Genomic DNA, 18,650 nt, shown 5'->3' with positions numbered 1-18,650 from the left:
CCGGAGGGCGACGAAGCGGTCCCAGGACCCTCTAGGCTTGAGGATATGGCCGAGTACATCTACACGATGCAGCGTGTGCGCAAGGCACATGGCGACAAGGTCGTCCTCGACGACGTCACCCTGCATTTCCTTCCGGGCGCGAAGATCGGCGTCCTGGGGCCGAACGGCACCGGTAAGTCGACGCTGCTGCGGATGATGGCCGGTCTGGAACAGCCCTCCAACGGCGACGCGCGCCTGATGCCGGGGTTCACCGTCGGCATGCTCCAGCAGGAGCCGCCGCTGAACGAGGAGAAGGACGTCCTCGGGAACGTGCAGGAGGGCGTCGCCGAGACCAAGGCGATGGTCGACCGGTTCAACGAGATCGCCGAGAAGATGGCGACGGACTACTCCGACGCGCTGATGGAGGAGATGGGCAAGCTCCAGGAGCAGCTCGACCACCGCAACGCGTGGGACCTCGACAGCCAGCTCGAGCAGGCGATGGACGCGCTGCGCTGCCCGCCGCCGGACGCCGACGTCACCAAGCTGTCGGGCGGTGAGCGCCGGCGCGTCGCGCTGTGCAAGCTCCTGCTCGAAGCGCCCGACCTGCTGCTGCTGGACGAGCCCACCAACCACCTGGACGCCGAGAGCGTGCAGTGGCTGGAGCAGTTCCTCGCCAAGTACGAGGGCACCGTCCTGGCCGTCACGCACGACCGGTACTTCCTCGACAACGTCGCCACCTGGATTCTCGAGCTCGACCGGGGCCGCTGCTACCCCTACGAGGGCAACTACTCCGTCTACCTGGAGAAGAAGGCCGAGCGCCTCAAGGTCGAGGGCAACAAGGACGCCAAGCGCAAGAAGCGCCTGGAGGACGAGCTGGAGTGGGTCCGCTCGAACCCGAAGGCGCGGCAGACCAAGAGCAAGGCCCGCCTGGAGCGCTACGAGGAGATGGCGGCGGAGGCCGCCAAGACCCGCAAGCTGGACTTCGAGGAGATCCAGATCCCGCCGGGCCCGCGCCTCGGCAACACGGTCATCGTGGCCGACAAGCTCACCAAGGGCTTCGAGGACCGGCTGCTGATGGACGACCTGTCGTTCAACCTGCCCCCGAACGGCATCGTCGGCGTCATCGGCCCGAACGGCGTCGGCAAGACGACGCTCTTCCGCATGATCGTCGGCGAGGAGCAGCCGGACGCCGGCACGCTGCGGCTCGGCGAGACCGTCAAGGTCTCCTATGTCGACCAGGGCCGCGGCGGCATCGACCCCAAGAAGACGGTGTGGCAGGTCGTCTCGGACGGTCTGGACCACATCAACGTCGGCCAGGTCGAGATGCCGTCCCGCGCCTACGTCGCGGCGTTCGGGTTCAAGGGCCCCGACCAGCAGAAGCCCGCGGGCGTCCTGTCGGGTGGCGAGCGCAACCGCCTTAACCTGGCGCTGACCCTCAAGCTGGGCGGTAACGTCCTGCTGCTGGACGAGCCGACCAACGACCTGGACACCGAGACCCTGTCCAGCCTGGAGAACGCGCTGCTCGAATTCCCCGGCTGCGCCGTGATCACCTCGCACGACCGGTGGTTCCTGGACCGCATCGCCACCCACATCCTCGCGTGGGAGGAGGGCTCGAACTGGTTCTGGTTCGAGGGCAACTTCGCCGACTACGAGAAGAACAAGATCGAGCGCCTGGGCGCGGACGCCGCCCGCCCCCACCGGGTGACGCACCGCAAGCTCACCCGCGACTGACCCACCGCACCACGCCCGACGGCCGCGCGGACACCTTCACCGGTGCCGCGCGGCCGTTCGGCTTTCCGCCCAGCCGACCCGTCCGGCGACGCGGTGGCGGTCAGGGCCGCGTCGTCGAGGCCGATCGGGCCGGTGCGATCGCAGCGACGTCCGGGGCGACCGCGACGGCCGCAACGGAGCCGACGCTGTTCCCGACCTCGCTGCCGACCGAGCGGCGTGAGGGAGGCCGTCCAGGTGCACGCCCGGCGGCGCGAACCGCTCGATTCGGGCCGCGAGCTTTTCGCGCACCTGGCGTTCGGCGGTGGCATGCACTGCTGCCTGGGGGCGGGCCTGGGCGCGTATGGAGGTGGGCGAAGCGCCGCCTCGCGTCTTCACGTGGTTCCCGTGCATGGCCTTGTCGGCTACGGCCGGTGGGAATCCGGGGCCTTCCACGCCCCCATAGAACTCCAGGTCTCCCGTCTGGTTGACACTTTCGAATTTGGTTCGTGGTGGTGTTGGGTGAATGTCTGTTTTGGACATCGGGCCATTCTTGGTGATCTTTGTCGGGAGTGTTGGTGCAGGTGGAGGGCGAGATGCAGTGACCTAGTGGTCATTGATGTTTTTGATCACTGAGCTCGGGATCGTGGCGGGGGATGTTGGGGATTGTGAGCCCTGGTGGCGCTTTTATGCGTAAGACTGGGGTGAAAGCAGTTCCTGTGTGCCGCAAAGGAGATTCGTGGACGGGTCAACGATGACGGGGCGGGCGGCGCGATGAACGCGGAGCGGGAGTCGCTGACGTCGTTCCCCGCGTTCCACCGGCACTGGGCGCCGCTGCTCACCGGGTACCTGCGGGCGCAGACGGCGGACGGGCGCTGGGTCGAGGACGTCGCGCGGGAGAGCATGCTCGCCGCGCGGTGCGGCTGGGGCGAGCTGGTCACCTGCGAGAAGCCGGGCGTCTGGCTGTTCCGGATCGCGACGACCCTGCTGCGCCGCTGGCAGGCGAAGGCGCGCGAGCAGTGCACGTCGCTGGACGAGATGGCCGGCGCCGAGCCGGACGGCCTGATGGCGGCGGTGCGGAGCCTGCCGCGCCGGCAGCGGGAGGCCGTCGCGCTGCGCTGCCTGCTGGAGTTCCCGATGCCGGACGTCGCGGAGATCCTGGACGAGAGCGAGGCCGCCGCCGCGGTGCATGTGGAGCGGGCGCGGCGGCGGCTGGCGGGGCGGGTGCGGCCGGCGGAGGTCGACGCGTGACCCTGGACGGTGCCCTCGCCGCCGCGGCGTCCGCGATCGCGGGCATGCCCGAGGCCGAGTTCGCCGTCGGGCTCGCGGAGGTGGAGGAGGAGTACCGGCGGCGCGACGACATCGCGCGGGCGCGGCACGCGGCGTTCGTCGCGTCGCTGCAGCTCGACCGGGCCGCGTACGAGCTGGGCTGCCGCCACGAGGCGGACGGCGACCTGGCGGAGGCCGCCCGCTGGTTCCGGGTCGCGGCCGGCGGCGACCACGCCGACGCCGCGCTGCGGCTCGGCCGGACGCTCGACCGGCTCGCCGGGGCCTGCGGCCGCGCGGAGCTGCACCTGGTGACCGAGGCGGCGCAGGCGTACGCGGAGGCCTATGCCGCCGGCTATCCCGAGGCCGCCGACCGGATCGACGAGATGCTGGCCGGGTTCGCGGGCCGCCGGGAGCTGCCGCGCGAGCCCCCGGAGCGCTGTACCCACGTTCGCGAGCTGGCGCCGCCGAACGAGGTGCTCAGCGACGAGCGGATCCGCGAGCTGAGCCGTCATGCCGCGCGGTGCATCACCTGCCTGGCCGACTTCGTCGCCCTGCTGAAGAGCGCCTCGGCCGCGCTTCCGTCCGGCACGGTGACCGATCCGTTCGCCCAGGATTGATGCTCCGAGTGCATCGAACAATGCGTTTTTCGTGTTGGACAGGTATCGTTCCCGTCTCCTAGGGTCCGTTTTGACGTGACCTGACGGAGGAGGACGGACCCTTGGCGCAGCTCACCGGACGCATGGTGATCGGCTTCGACCGCGTCGCCGGCACGGGGCGGGCGATCACCGCCGTCGACCCCCGCACCGGTGAGGACCTCGATCCCGAGTACCGCTACGGCGACCAGGCCGACGTGGAGCGCGCCTGCGCCCTGGCGGAGCAGGCCTTCGACGCCTACCGCGCGACGACGGCCGAGCAGCGCGCCGCCTTCCTGGAGTCGATCGCGGGCAGGCTCGACGCCCTCGCCGGCGACCTCGTCCAGCGCGCGATGTCCGAGACGGGCCTCCCCGAAGCGCGGCTGACCGGCGAGGTCGGCCGCACCACCGGCCAGCTCCGGCTCTTCGCCGCCGACCTGCGCGCCACCGCCGCGCCCGGCTCCCTGGACGGCCTCCGCGAAGGCGACCGGCCGACGCTGAGCACCGACCCGGCGGGCGAGGGCGGGCCCGAGATCCGGCAGGGGAGGATGCCGCTGGGGCCGGTCGCCGTGTTCGGGGCCAGCAACTTCCCGTTCGCGTTCTCGGTGGCGGGCGGCGACACCGCGTCCGCGCTGGCGGCGGGCTGCCCGGTCGTCGTGAAGGCGCACGACGCGCACCCGGGGACGTGCGAGCTGGTCGGGACGGCGGTGTCGGAGGCCGTCCGGGAGGCGGGGCTGCCCGAGGGCGTGTTCTCGATGCTCTACGGCGACGGGCCCACGCTCGGCATCGCGCTGGTCACCGACCCGCGCGTGCGGGCGGTCGGGTTCACCGGGTCGCGGAAGGCGGGGCTGGCGATCGCGCGGGCGGCGGCGGGCCGTCCCGTCCCGATCCCGGTCTACGCGGAGATGAGCAGCGTCAACCCGGTGTTCCTGCTGCCGGACGCCCTGGCCGCGCGCGCCGGCGAGCTGGCCGAGGGGTTCGCGGGGTCGGTGACGCTCGGCGCCGGCCAGTTCTGCACCAATCCCGGGCTGGTCTTCGCGGTGCGGGGGACGGACCTCGACGCGTTCCTGGACGCGGCGGCCAAGGCGATCGAGGCCGACCCGGGGGCGCCGATGCTCACCCCGGGCATCGCCCGCGCCTACGCCGACGGCGTCGCACGGCTCGAACGGCATCCGGACGTGGAGGTCATCGCCCGCGGCCGGGAGCCGGACGCGGCGGCCGGCTGCCGCGCCGCGCTGGCGACGGTGGACGCCGCCGACTTCGGCCCCGACCTCCAGGAGGAGGTCTTCGGCGCCTGCTCGCTGGTGGTCCGCTGCGACGACCTCGACCAGGTCGTCGACGTGGCGCGGGGCCTGGAGGGCCAGCTGACCGCGACGATCCACGGCGCCGGGGACGACGCGGCGCGGCTGCTGCCGGTCGTCGAGCGGCTGGCCGGCCGGATCGTGTGGGACGGCTGGCCGACCGGGGTCAGGGTCGGGCACGCGATGGTCCACGGCGGCCCGTACCCGGCGACGTCCGACGCGCGCACGACGTCGGTGGGCAGCCTCGCCATCGAGCGGTTCCAGCGGCCGATCGCCTACCAGGGGGCGCCCCGATGAGCACGCCGGTCGTCACCGGCATGCGGGTCGTGCCCGTCGCGGGCCACGACAGCATGCTGCTCAACCTGGGCGGGGCGCACGGCCCGTTCTTCACGCGGAACGTGCTGCTGCTGACCGACTCGTCCGGCAGCACGGGCGTCGGGGAGGTGCCGGGCGGCGAGGGCATCCGCAAGACGCTGGAGGACGCCCGGGAGCTGATCACCGGCAGGCCCGTCGGCCGCTCGGACGAGATCCTGAACTCCGTCCGGGCCGCGTTCGGGCACCTGGACGCGGGCGGGCGCGGCCCGCTGACGCACGACACGCGGATCACCGTCCACGCGCTGGCCGCGATCGAGTCGGCGCTGCTCGACCTGTTGGGGCGGTTCCTCGGCGTGCCGGTGGCTGCGCTGCTCGGCGACGGCGTCCAGCGCAGCTCCATCCCGATGCTCGGCTACCTGTTCTACATCGGCGACCGGAACAAGACGGACCTTCCCTACCAGGAGCCCCCGAAGGACGCGGACGGCTGGCTCCGGCTGCGGCACGAGGAGGCGCTGACGCCGGACGCGATCGTCCGGCAGGCGGAGGCCGCGCAGGAGCGGTACGGGTTCGCCGACTTCAAGCTCAAGGGCGGCGTGCTGCGGCCCGACGAGGAGGCGGAGGCGGTGCGGGCGCTCGCCGAGCGGTTCCCGGACGCCCGCATCAACCTCGACCCGAACGGCGCCTGGTCGCTCCAGGAGGCCGTCCGGATCGGCAACGGTCTCAAGGACGTCCTCGCCTACGCCGAGGACCCGTGCGGCGCCGAACTGGGCTATTCGGGACGCGAGACGATGGCGGAGTTCCGCCGCGCGACCGGCCTGCGCACCGCCACCAACATGATCGCGACCGACTGGCGAGAGCTGGGCCACGCGATCCGGCTGGACGCGGTCGACATCCCGCTCGCCGACCCGCACTTCTGGACGATGCGCGGCTCGGTGCGGGTGGCGCAGCTCTGCCAGGCGTGGGGCCTGACCTGGGGTTCGCACTCCAACAACCACTTCGACGTGTCGCTGGCGATGTTCACCCACGTCGCCGCCGCCGCGCCCGGCGAGATCACCGCGATCGACACGCACTGGATCTGGCAGGACGGCCAGCGCCTCACCAGGGACCCGCTCCGCATCGCGGACGGCCGCGTCGGCCTGCCGGACGCACCGGGCCTCGGCGTCGAGATCGACGAGGAGCGGCTGGAGGAGGCGCACCGGCGCTACGTCCGGCACGGGCTCGGCGACCGGGACGACGAGGCGGCGATGCGGTACCTGGTCCCGGGCTGGACGTTCGACCGCAAGCGCCCCTGCCTCGTCAGGGGCTGAATCGGCTGCGGGTAACATCGGGCCGACCCCGGTTCCCCGATCCCCAGGCGAGGACATGCAGCGGACGCCTACGGCCGAGTACCGGCACGTCTACGAGTTCAACATCCGGTTCGGCGACATCGACTCCCAGGGCCATGTGAACAACGTCAAGTTCCTCGGCTACCTGGAGGACGCCCGGCTGGAGATGTTCCACGGCGATCCGGTGCGCAAGGGCGAGGAGCCCGTGCGCGGCATGGTGATCTCGCGGCACGAGATCGACTACCGGCTGCCGCTGCTGCCGACCGTCTACCCGATCCGGGTGGAGACCTGGGTGACCGAGGCCCGCGCCGCCTCGTTCAAGCTCGGCTACGAGGTGCGCGACGACGAGAACGTGTACGCGGTGGCGACCTCGACGCTCGTCGCGTTCGACGTGGAGGCGAACCGGCTGCGGCGCTTCACGCCGCAGGAGCGCGAGTTCATCGGACGCTACGTGGTGCCGGGCGCATGACCGCGCTGGCCGGCCCGCCGCCCGCGCTGGACCGACCCCAGCCCGGCGTGCGGCTGCGCGTCGTCCAGATGGCGGACGCCGAGGCGCTCGCCGCGCTGTGCCGGGACAACCGCGAGTACCTGCGCCCGTGGGAGCCGGAGCGGGACGACGCGTACTTCACGGTCGACGGCCAGCGCGACAACACGCACGACCTCATCGAGGCGTACGCGGTGGGGGAGATGTGGCCCGGCCTGATCCTGGTCGACGGCGAGATCGCCGGACGGATCACGCTCAACAACGTCCTGCGCGGCCCGCTCCAGAGCTGCTTCGTGGGCTACTGGGTGGCGCGCGCGCACGCCGGCCACGGTGTCGCCACAGAGGCGCTGAGGCAGGCCCTGGACGTGGCGTTCGGCGCGCTGCGCCTGCACCGCGTCGAAGCCTTTACGCGGGTCGACAACCATGCGTCCCAGCGCGTCCTGTGCAACAACGGCTTCACGGCCGTGGGGACGGCCCGCCGCCACATCCACCTGGACGGGCGCTGGCACGACGAGCACCTCTTCGAACGCCTGGCCCCGTGGGACGACGGGGTGTCCCTCACGCCGCCCGCGTGACCCTCTGAGCGCCCCTCCGCGTGACCCCGCGTGCGTGGTGTTCTGTCCTGGCGCGCCCGGTGACAACCGAGCCGTCACGGATAGGTAACAAGCACCACAGCAATCCGTTTTAGGGCCTCTTCTCCCTCTAGTGTCGCGACGCGAATGTGGAGAACCCACGTGAAAGGGGCACAATGCGGCGCGTCTCACAAGGAGCGATGGCACTGCTGCTCGCCGCCGGAATGACCGGGGCGGGCGCCACTGCGGCGCAGGCGGCGATCACCACGCAGGCGGGCACCGCGCAGGTGGGCACCGCGCAGGCGGGTGCGGCCCAGGCCGGCGACATTCTGGCCCAGCTCAAGGCCATTCGCGGAATGCGGGTGACGGAGAAGGACTCGACGATTCCCGGGGTCCGCTGGTTCTGGCTCGAATACCGCCAGCCCGTCGACCACCGCAAGCCCTGGGGCCAGTGGTTCGAGCAGCGCATCATGCTGCAGCACAAGTCGGCGGACAAGCCCATGGTGCTCTACACCAGCGGCTACGACACTCCCGAGGTGATGTTCACGGCCGAGCCCACGGCCCTGGTGGACGGCAACCAGATCTCGGTCGAGTACCGCTACTTCACCCCGTCCCGCCCCGAGCCGACCGACTGGTCCAAGGACAACATCTGGCAGGCCGCCACCGACGAGCACCGGCTCATCCGCGCGCTCAAGACCATCTACAAGGGCAAGTGGATCTCGACCGGCGCCAGCAAGGGCGGCATGACGGCCGTCTACCACAAGCGCTTCTACCCGGGTGATGTCGACGGCAGCGTCGTGTACGTCGCGCCCAACGACGTCGACAACAACGACGACCGCGCCTACGACGCGTTCTTCCGGACCGTCGGGGACGACCCCGAGTGCCGCGCCCACGTCAAGGCGCTCGCGCGCGAGTTCCTCAAGCGCCGCCCCGCCATGCTCCAGCGCTTCAAGGCCGCCGCCGACGAGCAGGGCCTGACCTTCACCATCCTGCGCACGATGGACCGCGCGTTCGAGAACTCGGTGATGGACTACGAGTGGGCGTTCTGGCAGTACAGCCTGCAGTCCGACTGCCCGTCGCTGCCGTCGGTGGACGCCTCCGACGACGAGATCTACAAGACGCTCGACACCATCTCCGGGCTGTCGTTCTACAGCGACCAGGGGCTCGCCCCGTACATTCCGTACTACTACCAGGCGGGCACCCAGCTCGGCTGGCCGTCGCCCAAGTTCAAGCACCTGCGGCCCCTGCTGCGCTACGAGGAGAGCTACCAGCCGCGCACCTACGTCCCGCGCGACATCCCGATGCGGTTCGACCGGGGCCGCGCCATGCGCGACATCGACCGCTGGGTGCGGCACAACTCGAACCACATGCTCTTCCTGTACGGCTCCAACGACCCGTGGGGCGCCGAGCCGTTCACCCTGGGACGGGGCAGCCGCGACTCGGCCGTCTACGTCGCGCCCGGCCTGAACCACAGCGCCCGCCTCATCGCCAAGCTGCCCGCCGGCGAGCAGGCCGCGGCGGTCGCGGACGTCAAGCGCTGGGCCGGCGTCGAGTCGCAGGCCCGGACCTTCCAGGCGGTGCCGCCCGCCGACGACCCGCTCCAGATCCAGCGCCCGCCGATGTGACCGGCCCTTTCCGCCGGTGAAGGCCCGCGGTGTGCCGGTCCGTGCTCTGATCCCTGGCACGGCCCGGCACACCGCGTTCTTCGTCCTCCGGGCTTCTCAGACCGTCCGGAGCCAGGCGGCGGTGTTGCCGGGGAGCAGGTCGCCGTAGAGCGGGGTGCTCGTCAGGAGCGGGGTTCCCGGCGGGAGCCGCACCGGATTCTCGCCGCAGTTGAGCGCGCACGTGAGCGGGCCGCGCCGGAAGTAGAGCGCGCCGCCGGGGGAGTCGAGCCACTCCAGGTCCTCGGGCAGGTCGTTCGCCAGGCGGCGGCGCAGCGCCAGCGCCTCCCGGTACCACCGCAGCATGGAGGACGGATCCGGCACCTGCGCCTCCGCCGTCATCGACGCCCACTCAGGCGGCATCGGCAGCCACGGCCGGACGCCCGCGGGGGAGAACCCGAACGGCTCGGCCCGGCCCGACCAGGGCAGCGGGACCCGGCAGCCGTCCCGTCCGGCGAGTTCCCCGTTGGTGCGCTCGAAGATCGGGTCTTGCCGGGCCTCATCGGGGAGGTCCGTCACCTCGGGCAGCCCCAGTTCCTCGCCTTGGTACAGGTAGGCCGACCCTGGGAGCGACAAGAGCAGCAGTAGCGCCGCCTTGGCTCGCGCACGCTCGATGCCGGGGATGCCCTCCGGCCGCTCGTAACGCGTCATGTGGCGGATCGAGTCGTGACTGGACAGCACCCACGTGGGAGCGGCCCCGGTAGGCGCGACGGCCTTCAACGCGGCGTCTATCACGTCGCGGAAGGCCGTCGCCGACCACGGAGCCAGTTGCAGGTCGAACTGGAACACCTGGTGCAGTTCGTCTGGACGCAGATAGAGCGCGAGGTCTTCGGGGCCGTCCGTCCACACCTCGCCTATGGCCATGCGGTCGCCGCCGTACCCGTCCAGGATCTGCCGCCAGCGGCGATACACCTCGTGGACCTCGGGACGGCTGTAGATCGGGCCGTTCGAGACGCGGCGGTCCCGTCCGGCGAGGTCGCAGAAGGACTCGTCCTTGAACAGGCCGGCGGCGACGTCGATGCGGAAGCCGTCCACGCCCCGGTCGAGCCAGAAGCGCAGGACGTCCTCGAACTCGTGCCGGACCTCCGGGTTGCGCCAGTTGAAGTCCGGCTGCTCGCGCGCGTACAGGTGCAGGTACCACTCGCCGCCGCCGGCTCCGTCGTCCACTCGCGTCCAGGCCGGGCCGCCGAACGCGGACGGCCAGTCGTTGGGCGGCTGCTCCTCGCCGGGACGCTCCCCCGGCCGGCCGGGACGGAAGATGTAGCGCGCGCGCTCAGGGGATCCCGGGGGCGCGGCGAGCGCCTCCTGGAACCAGGGGTGCCGGTCGGACGAGTGGTTGGGGACGATGTCGACGATCAGCCGCATCCCGTGCGCGTGCACGTCGGCGACCAGCGCGTCGAAGTCGTCCAGCGTGCCGAACCGGGGGTCGACGTCGCGGTAGTCGGCGACGTCGTAGCCGCCGTCCGCCAGCGGGGAGCGGTAGAAGGGGGTGAGCCACAGCGCGTCCACGCCGAGGTCGCGCAGATGGCCGAGCCGGGACCGGATCCCCTGGAGGTCGCCTTCACCGTTCCCGTCGGCGTCGGCGAAGCTGCGGACGTAGATCTCGTACACGACGGCGTTGCGCCACCACGGGATTCGCGTCATACACCGCGATCTACCCGATTACCCCGCAGCGGTCACGCGCGGCCGCGACACGGCCGCGCCCGGCCGGTCACGTGGGCGTGTTCACCAGGCTCCGCGCCGCCATCGTGAAGTAGTCCCAGAGCTGCTTCTCCAGCGGCTCGGGCAACTCCAGCTCCTCCACCGCGGCCCGCATGTGCGCCAGCCACCGGTCGCGCTGGGCCTCGTCGATGACGAACGGCACGTGCCGCATGCGCAGCCGCGGATGCCCGCGCCGCTGGCTGTAGGTATTGGGGCCGCCCCAGTACTGGATCAGGAACAGCCGCAGCCGCTCCTCGGCGGGGCCGAGATCCTCCTCCGGGTACATCGGCCGGAGCTCGGGGTCCTCGGCGACGCCCTGGTAGAAGCGGTGCACCAGCCGGTGGAAGGTCGCCTCACCGCCGACCGCCTCGTAGAAAGTCACCTGTTCAGCCATAGCGGTCCCCACCCTATGTGAGATGCGTCCCGATCCTCACCTTGATCGCTTACGGCGCCGGGGTGGCCACCGTGACGCCCGCCTCATCGAACGAGCGCTTGACGCGTTCGCGCAGCTCGCGGGCGATGTCGCCCTGCTTGCCGGGAGCGGTCTTCAGCACCACGCGGATCACGATCGCGTCCCCCGCGAGGGCCTGCACGCCCCACACCGACGGCTGCTCCAGGACGAGGTCCTTCCAGGACGTGTCGGCGGCCATCTCGTCGGCGGTGGCCTGGAGGATCTCCTTGACCTTCTCGGTGTCCTCGTGGATGTCGACCGGGATGTCGAGGACGGCCCGCCCCCAGTTCTGCGACTCGTTGCCGACCTTCTTGATCTCGCCGTTCGGGACGTACCAGACGACGCCGTTGACGTCCCGCATCCGGGTGACCCGCAGCGTGACGGCCTCGACCGTCCCCTTCGCGGTGCCCACGTCGATGAAGTCGCCGACGCCGTACTGGTCCTCCAGCAGCATGAACAGCCCGGCGAGCAGGTCCTTGACGATGTTCTGCGCGCCGAACCCGACCGCGACGCCGATCACGCTGGCGCTGGCCAGGATGGGCGCCAGGTTCAGGCCGAGCGAGCCGAGGATGCTGAACAGCGCCGTCCCCATGATCAGGACGGACGCGATCGAGCGCAGCACCGAGCCGAGCGTCTGCGCGCGCTGGGCGCGCCGCTTGTTCAGCAGGGCGGGGCTGCCCTCGAAGACCGTCCGGGCCCGCTCGCGGGCCCGCTCGGACATCGTCCCCTCGGCCATCCGCAGCGTCACCTTGGTGATCATGCGGTGCGCGATGTTCTTCACGATCAGCGCGACCACGAAGGTGATGATGATCAGCAGCAGTGTGGTGAGCGGCTTGTCGAGCCACGTGGCGAAGAACTTGGTGAAGTCGGTGTTGTGCGAGACGTTCCAGACCAGCCGGCACGCCGTGGTCGGGTCGGGGGCGCCGCAGGCCGACTCCGGGGACCCCTTGTCGGCCCAGGGGAGCAGCGGCTCGCCGCCGGGCGCGGCCAGCGGCCCGGCGAGCGGCGATGCGGCGAGCGACGGCGCGGCAAGAGACGACGCGGCGAATGACATGGTGCAGACCCTCCCCGGCCAATTGTGGTGCCTCGGCACCTCACTGTGGACCCGCGGCGGGCAACGAGCCGATCGTAGGGGACGTTTCCGACCGGTTCGTACGCCGCCGGACGAGGTGCCGCCGGGGCGGAGCCCGGGGGGCACGGCCGGGGAGGGGCTGATCGGGCGAACGTGTCCCGCGGCCGGCGGCTGCCGCGCCGTTCCGGCCGCGGACCGCGGGACACGCCCGGTCTCAGGGGCGGGAGCCCACCTCCCGGGAGAGCGGCTGCAGGACGTGCGCCAGCTTCATCGCGGCGCCGCCGACGTCGTCCACCCGGTGCATGCGCTCGCCCCAGGACCACCAGAAGTAGTGGTCCTTGGTCTCGGGGGCCGGCGCGCAGGTCACGTCCTCGGCGAGGCTCGCCGCCTCCGGGTTCACCACCCGCAGGAAGGCCGGCCCCGAGCGGGTGCGGACGACACGGGCGACCAGGCCCTGCGTGTCGAGTTCGTGCTCCAGTTCCTCGAGGTAGCCGACGCGTCTGTCGCTGACCACCTTCACACCCCCTCCATGGGCGAGCGCCGGGCTTGACCGGACAGGGGCGGATGATCGACTCTCTGGATCCGTCCGGTCACTCGCGGCGAGAATTGCAACTCTCACACTGGCGGGTCAAGGGGGCGACCGTCCGGCGAAGTACCGGATTACCCCACCTCAGAGGAAGGGCGCCCTACTGCGGAGGAAGAATCTCTACCCACGGGGGGTGAGGCGTCCTCCGGCCGCTGCTTCTTCCGTGAAACCGCTTGGCGGCCAATGTGACGGGGGTTACGCTGCGTGCGCGAAAGATTATCTGTCGTGGCCATCTAGTGACCGGTCGCCGTGGCAGGGACGACCGCCCTCCCCCCGGGGGAACGGCGTCCCGGCACGACGGTGAGGAGGCCGGAGTGTCGGATCCCCCCCGGAAAGAGACGGAAGTCGCCCGCCGGATCCGCGCGCACGCTCTGGCCCGGGGCCAGGGCCCGGTCCAGATCGCGCAGGAGATCCACGAGCAGTGCGGGCCGCTGTTCGGCACCAGCCGGGTGAAGGCGCACCGCCTCGCCCACGGTGTCGCGCTGTCCGACATCGTGGCGCAGGTCAGGGCGCTGTACGAGGTCGACGGCAAGCCGCCGCCCCGGCTCGGGGAGACGCTGCTGTCGGCCTACGAGAGCGGGTACAAGCGGCCCGGTCCCGAGTACCTGCACTACCTGTGCGCCGTCTACCGGGTGGAGCCCGACGCGCTCGACTACCAGAGCCCCTGCATCTGCGGCCGCGGCCACGCGGCCCGCACGGGGGCTCCGAGCGTCCCCCCGCCGCGCGCCCCGGAGCGGCGCGCGGCATCCGACCCCGACGCGCTCGTCGGGGCGATCGTCCCCAGGGGCGAGGAGCGTCCCTGGGTCACCGTCAACGACGTACGGGGCCCCGACCGCGCCGAAGGCCCCCTGACCATTGATGTGGGAGAGGAGGACATCGTGCTTCGTAGGACCCTTCTGCAACTTCTGGCCGGAGCGGGCGTGGCGCTCGACGGTCAGTTCCTTGGGGCCGTCGACAACCTGCGCCGCAGGATGGACGACACCCTGGTCGGCGCGACCGTCTCGCCGACCATGCTCGACCAGTGGGAGGAGACGACCTACGGCTACGGCCGGCAGTACCAGGCGACCCCCTCGCTGCGGATGCTCTGCGACGTCCTGCTGGACTTCAGCGAGGTGCGGCGCATGTGCGACAAGCGGCAGCCGGTGGAACTGCAGGAGCGGCTGTGCCGGATCGCGGCGCAGCTGTCCGGGCTGTCCGGGCTGATCATGATCAACCTGGGCGACCACCGGCTGGCCCGCTCGTTCTTCCGCACCGCGCGCACCGCCGCCGACGAGACCGGCGACCGGCAGCTGCGCGCCTGGGTGACCGTCCGCGAGTCCCTCGTGCCGATGTACTACGGCGACCCGCGCGAGGCGCTGCACCTGGCCCGCAAGGCCCAGGACCTCGCCGGCCGCACGCCCGGCGTCGCCGCCGCCATGGCCCCCGCCGTGGAGGCCCGCGCGCTCGGCATGCTCGCGCTGCGCGGCCGCGGCGACGCCGCCCCGAGCGCCCGCCGCGCCCTGGTCCGGGGGCGCTCGGTGTTCGACCAGTTGTCCAAGACCGACACCGGCGACCTGGTGTTCGGGTTCACCGACCGGCAGATGGCCTTCTACGAGGGCGACACGTTCACCAACCTCGGCGACCACAAGCACGGCGACGAGGTACTGAGCCACGCCCTCACCCTCTACTCGCCCACCGACCGCGTCGACCTGACCCTGGTGCGCCTCGACCGCGCGATGTGCAAGCTGCACGCCGGCCATCCCGACGCCGCGCTGGTGGCCGGCCGGGAGGCCATCCTCGACCTGCCCGCCGACCACCGCAGCGACATCCTGGTGCACCGTGCTCGCCAGATCGGCGCGGCCGTCTCGGCCAAGCACGGCGAGATCGCCTCGCTGAAGGACTTCTACGAGGCGCTCTCGGGCACCTCGGTCAAGAGTCCCGTCACCGCGCCGCCGGCGGAGCAGGTCTGACCGGGCATGGGCAGCACCTTCTCGCAGGGCCACCTCGTCCGGCTGGAGGACGAGCCGCCCGTCTGGCGGTTCGGCGACCTGCGCATCCGCCGCTACCACGCGGCCGACCACGGCACCGTCCTGGCGCTGCACCGCGAGGGCCTCGCCCAGGTCGGCCTGCGGCCCGGTGACGGCGTCTACTACGACCACGACTTCTTCCGGATGGAGGACATCTACCTCCGCAACGACGGCGAGTTCCTCGTCGGCGAGCTCGGCGCCCGGATCGTCGCGATGGGCGGCCTGCGCCGCGCCGACCTCATCCCCGGCGGCCACGCCCGCGCGTTCGGCGGCTACGCCCCCGGCGCCCGCGAGCTGAACGCCGTCGAGATGGTGCGCCTGCGCGTCCTGCCGGCCGTCCAGCGCCGCGGCTACGGCGCCGCGGTCGTGCGGGCCCTGGAGGAGCGCGCAGCCGAGTACGGCTACCGCGTCCTGCGCGCCGACACCACCGAGCTCCAGGCCCCCGCGCTGGCCCTCTACCGCAGGTTCGGCTGGCGCGAGACCCGCCGCGAGACCATCGGCGGCATCGTCAACATCTACATCGAGAAACCGCTCCGCTGACCCCCGTGCCCCTCCTGGCCCGCGCCGCCGCGGGTCAGGGGAGGCGGGCGGCGAGCATCTGCATCAGCGGGTAGCGGTGCCGGCGGACGCCGGTGAAGCCGCGGGCGGTGAGCGCGCGGGTCATCTCGCGGTCGCCGAAGACCGTGAAGCCCGTGGCGCGGCGGATCAGCTCGCCCGCGATGCGGGCGCTCGGCAGCGGGACGGGCCGCCGGGAGGTGAGGATGACGAGCCGGCCGCCGGGCCGCAGGACGCGGGCCATGCCGTCCAGCGCCCGCCACGGGTCGTCGAACAGGTAGAGCGCGCCGAAGCAGCAGACGGCGTCGAACACGCCGTCGCGGAACGGGAGGCCGACGGCGTCGCCGCGCACGTAGTCGATGCGGGCGTCGTCGAGGTGGGGCTCGGGGGTGTCGCGGACGGCCTGCGCCAGCATGGTCTCGGACGCGTCCAGGCCGACGACCAGCCCGTCGCGGCCGACGCCCTCGGCGAGGGCGCGGGTGACGTTGCCGGGGCCGCACGCCACGTCCAGCACCGTCGCCGCCGGGCGGCCGGTGAGGCCGAGCCACTCGCGGGCCGTCGCGTGCTCGGCGGCGGTGTCGGGGCCGAGCGGCCAGCCCTTGGCGAGGTTGAAGCCGATCGGCCGCCACACCTTCTCGTAGATGCGCGGCAGGAACGTCGACTCCATCGCCGACTGGGCCAGTGACGGCTTCGCCGGCGGGCCGAGCAGGTCGAGGTAGCCGGCCGACGTGTCGGGCTCCGCCGGCGGCTCGCGCAGGAGGTCGAGGACCGTGGTGGTCTGCACCGTCATCCCGCTATTAGACCATGAGTCAATTCGCCGAAGGACAGCCCGGTCCGCGCGGCCATGAACGTCAGCGTGTCGGTCATCAGGTCGGCCGAGCGGCTCACCGAGCGGGCGGCGTGCCCCACCTCCGCCTCGTTGCGCAGCAGGACCGGCGCGTCCGACGCGGTGGCGTACTGCAGCGCCGCGCACAGCTTGCGGGCGTGCAGCGGGTCCACGCGGGTGTCGCTGCCGAACGTCGTGAACAGCACGGCCGGGTACGCGGTGCCCGCGTGGACGTGGTGGTACGGGGAGTAGCCGATGAGCCAGCCGAACTCCTCGGGGTCGTCCGCCGTCCCGTACTCGTCGTTCCAGGTCTGGCCGAGGCCGAACCGCTCGTAGCGCACCATGTCGAGCAGCGGCGCCGAGCAGACCACCGCCCGGTACAGGTCGGGGCGCTGGGTGAGGGCCGCGCCGACGAGCAGGCCGCCGTTGGAGCCGCCCGAGATCGCGAGCTGCGCGGGCGTGGTCAGGCCGTCGGCGATCAGCTTCTCGGCGGCGGCGTGGAAGTCGTCGAACACGTTCTGCTTGCGCTCCCGCATGCCCGCGCGGTGCCACTCCTCGCCCTCCTCGGACCCGCCGCGCAGGTTGGCGACCGCGTACACGCCGCCCGCCTCCACCCAGGCCAGGATGCTCGCCGAGTAGGACGGGGTGAGCGAGATGTTGAAGCCGCCGTACCCGTAGAGGACCGCCGGGCGCGGGCCGGACAGCCCGGGACGGGACGCGACCAGCATCCGCACCTGCGTGCCGTCCCGCGAGGTGTAGACCACCTGGCGCGTCTCGATCTCGGGGACCTCGACCGCACCCGGCGCCGAGGCCCACAGCGTGGTCTCGGCGGTGCGCGCGTCGTAGCGCATCACCGAGGACGGGGTGGTGTTGTCGGTGTAGCCGAACCACGCCTCGTGCCCGCCCTCGGGCCGCTCGACGATCCCGCCGATCGAGCCGAGGCCCGGCGTCGGAACGGTGCCGATCCGCTCGCCGGTCGCCAGGTCGTGGACGGTGATCTCGCTGATCGCGTGCCGCGTCCACCCGGCCAGCAGGACGGGCCGCTCCAGGCCGTCGAGGATCGCGAAGTCGGTGAGGACGGCCTCCGGGTCCTCCGGGAGGAGGTCTTGCCAGTGCTCGTAGGACGGGTCGGCCGGGTCGGCGACGCAGAGCCGGGAGCGGGGCGCGTCCCGGTCGGTGAAGATGTAGGCGCGGCCGTCGCGTCCGACGTGCAGGCCGGTGCCGGCGTCGACGCCCTCCTGCACGGGCCGCAGCGCCGGCGCCTCCGGGGGCGAGGCCGACAGGTCGGCGATCCACAGGTCGTTGCGGGGCGCCGTGCCCTGCGACGACGAGACCGTCAGCCAGCGCCCGTCGCGGCTGACGCCGGCCCCGTAGTAGTTGGTCTTGTCCCGGCCCGCGCCGAAGATCAGCACGTCGTCGGCGTCGGGGTCGGTGCCGACCCGGTGGAGGTAGAGGCGCCGGTGGTACTGCTCCTCGCCGTCCGGGACCTCGTGCGCGGGCAGCCGCCGCGCGTAGTAGTACGCCTCGCCGCCCGGCAGCCACGCGACGGCGGAGTACCGCGCCCGCTCGATCGGCCCCTCGACCCGCTCGCCGGTCGCGACGTCGATGACGTACAGCAGGGACTCCTCGTCCCCGCCGGTGGAGACCTTGTAGGCGAGGCGGCGGCCCTCCTTGTCCGGCTGCCAGCCGTCGAGCGTCGTCGTGCCGTCCGGGTCGAGCGCCATCGGGTCGACGAGGACGCGCTCGGCGCCATCCGGGCCCGCCGTGTAGAGGACGGGGTGCTCCTGCCCCGCGCCGCGGCGGGTGAAGAACCGCCGCTCGCCCCGCCACACGGGGGAGCCGACGCTTCCCGCGCCGAGCAGCTCGCCGAGCCGCGCGCGCAGTGCGTCGCGGCCCGGCAGCGCGTCCACGACCTTGTGGAAGAGCCGGTCCTGCGCGGCGAGCCACTCCGTGGTGTCGGCGCTGTCGGCGTCCTCCAGCCACCGGTACGGGTCGGCGACACGGTGGCCGTGGATGTCCTCGACGATGTCCTGGCGCTGCGCGGGCGGATACGGCGTCATGGATGCACTGTATTTGCCCGCCGGGGCTGCCCGCCCGGCCACTCCCCACTGGCCTGGAGGCGGGTCCGCGTTCGTTCCGGCGCACGCTGGGGGATTATTGGGGTAGCGGACGGGCTCCCTCAGACGCCACACTGATGAAGGTCGGTTC

The 18,650-nt window shown here is 72.1% G+C and carries 16 protein-coding genes; 10 read left to right on the top strand and 6 right to left on the bottom strand.

Annotation, left to right across the window (positions count from 1 at the left end; translation table 11 throughout):
* The first annotated feature begins 45 nt into the window (after window positions 1-45).
* From ettA to HUT06_RS32440, 8 genes are all read left to right on the top strand, one after another.
* Window positions 46-1,710: an energy-dependent translational throttle protein EttA gene (gene ettA / locus HUT06_RS32475; protein WP_176199185.1), complete on the top strand. Its 1,665-nt coding sequence runs from the start codon at window positions 46-48 to the stop codon at window positions 1,708-1,710.
* Window positions 1,711-2,460: 750 nt separating this feature from the next.
* Complete coding sequence (locus HUT06_RS32470) at window positions 2,461-2,937, top strand: RNA polymerase sigma factor (RefSeq protein WP_176199184.1); 477 nt, start codon at window positions 2,461-2,463, stop codon at window positions 2,935-2,937.
* Window positions 2,934-3,572 (top strand): hypothetical protein, encoded by a 639-nt coding sequence (locus HUT06_RS32465; protein ID WP_176199183.1) that lies wholly within the window; start codon window positions 2,934-2,936, stop codon window positions 3,570-3,572. The genes HUT06_RS32470 and HUT06_RS32465 overlap by 4 nt, the downstream gene beginning before the upstream one ends.
* A 101-nt stretch (window positions 3,573-3,673) precedes the next feature.
* A complete protein-coding gene (locus HUT06_RS32460) occupies window positions 3,674-5,185 on the top strand; it encodes an aldehyde dehydrogenase (NADP(+)) (protein WP_217711556.1) in 1,512 nt (503 codons plus the stop codon).
* The gene (locus HUT06_RS32455) at window positions 5,182-6,510 is read left to right on the top strand and encodes an enolase C-terminal domain-like protein (RefSeq protein WP_176199182.1); all 1,329 of its coding nucleotides are present in this window, start codon (window positions 5,182-5,184) and stop codon (window positions 6,508-6,510) included. The genes HUT06_RS32460 and HUT06_RS32455 overlap by 4 nt, the downstream gene beginning before the upstream one ends.
* A 55-nt stretch (window positions 6,511-6,565) precedes the next feature.
* Entirely contained in the window at window positions 6,566-6,997 is a 432-nt protein-coding gene (locus tag HUT06_RS32450; protein WP_176199181.1) for a thioesterase family protein, read from the top strand.
* The gene (locus HUT06_RS32445; protein WP_176199180.1) at window positions 6,994-7,587 is read left to right on the top strand and encodes a GNAT family N-acetyltransferase; all 594 of its coding nucleotides are present in this window, start codon (window positions 6,994-6,996) and stop codon (window positions 7,585-7,587) included. The genes HUT06_RS32450 and HUT06_RS32445 overlap by 4 nt, the downstream gene beginning before the upstream one ends.
* 197 nt (window positions 7,588-7,784) lie before the next feature.
* The gene (locus HUT06_RS32440; RefSeq protein ID WP_176199179.1) at window positions 7,785-9,209 is read left to right on the top strand and encodes a S28 family serine protease; all 1,425 of its coding nucleotides are present in this window, start codon (window positions 7,785-7,787) and stop codon (window positions 9,207-9,209) included.
* A gap of 96 nt (window positions 9,210-9,305) precedes the next feature.
* Here HUT06_RS32440 and HUT06_RS32435 read toward each other — a convergent pair whose 3' ends face one another.
* The 4 genes from HUT06_RS32435 to HUT06_RS32420 form a co-directional block, all read right to left on the bottom strand.
* Entirely contained in the window at window positions 9,306-10,889 is a 1,584-nt protein-coding gene (locus tag HUT06_RS32435; RefSeq protein ID WP_176199178.1) for a glycoside hydrolase family 13 protein, read from the bottom strand.
* Window positions 10,890-10,956: 67 nt separating this feature from the next.
* The gene (locus HUT06_RS32430; protein ID WP_176199177.1) at window positions 10,957-11,340 is read right to left on the bottom strand and encodes a globin; all 384 of its coding nucleotides are present in this window, start codon (window positions 11,338-11,340) and stop codon (window positions 10,957-10,959) included.
* 49 nt (window positions 11,341-11,389) lie between these two features.
* Window positions 11,390-12,451, bottom strand: coding sequence for a mechanosensitive ion channel family protein (locus tag HUT06_RS32425; RefSeq protein ID WP_176199176.1), 1,062 nt, complete (start codon window positions 12,449-12,451; stop codon window positions 11,390-11,392).
* Window positions 12,452-12,683: 232 nt separating this feature from the next.
* Window positions 12,684-12,989, bottom strand: coding sequence for a hypothetical protein (locus HUT06_RS32420; protein WP_254715494.1), 306 nt, complete (start codon window positions 12,987-12,989; stop codon window positions 12,684-12,686).
* Window positions 12,990-13,369: 380 nt separating this feature from the next.
* On the opposite strand from HUT06_RS32420, the gene HUT06_RS45345 reads away from it, so the two are divergent.
* Entirely contained in the window at window positions 13,370-15,004 is a 1,635-nt protein-coding gene (locus HUT06_RS45345; protein WP_302931852.1) for an XRE family transcriptional regulator, read from the top strand.
* A gap of 6 nt (window positions 15,005-15,010) precedes the next feature.
* Window positions 15,011-15,601 carry a GNAT family N-acetyltransferase gene (locus tag HUT06_RS32410; RefSeq protein WP_176199175.1) on the top strand — a complete coding sequence of 197 codons (591 nt, stop codon included), beginning with the start codon at window positions 15,011-15,013 and terminating at the stop codon, window positions 15,599-15,601.
* A gap of 34 nt (window positions 15,602-15,635) precedes the next feature.
* On the opposite strand, the gene HUT06_RS32405 is transcribed toward HUT06_RS32410, so the two are convergent.
* Together HUT06_RS32405 and HUT06_RS32400 are read right to left on the bottom strand one after the other, a co-directional pair.
* Window positions 15,636-16,406, bottom strand: a complete 771-nt coding sequence (locus HUT06_RS32405; RefSeq protein WP_176199174.1) for a class I SAM-dependent methyltransferase — start codon at window positions 16,404-16,406, stop codon at window positions 15,636-15,638.
* Window positions 16,403-18,502, bottom strand: a complete 2,100-nt coding sequence (locus HUT06_RS32400) for a prolyl oligopeptidase family protein (protein ID WP_176199173.1) — start codon at window positions 18,500-18,502, stop codon at window positions 16,403-16,405. Before HUT06_RS32400 ends, HUT06_RS32405 begins: the two co-directional genes overlap by 4 nt.
* Window positions 18,503-18,650 lie beyond the last annotated feature (148 nt).

Origin of the sequence: Actinomadura sp. NAK00032 (assembly GCF_013364275.1) — a bacterium.
Taxonomy (GTDB): Bacteria; Actinomycetota; Actinomycetes; order Streptosporangiales; family Streptosporangiaceae; genus Spirillospora.
Note: the sequence above shows the minus strand (reverse complement) of the source record. Positions and strands in the feature narration are given on the sequence as shown.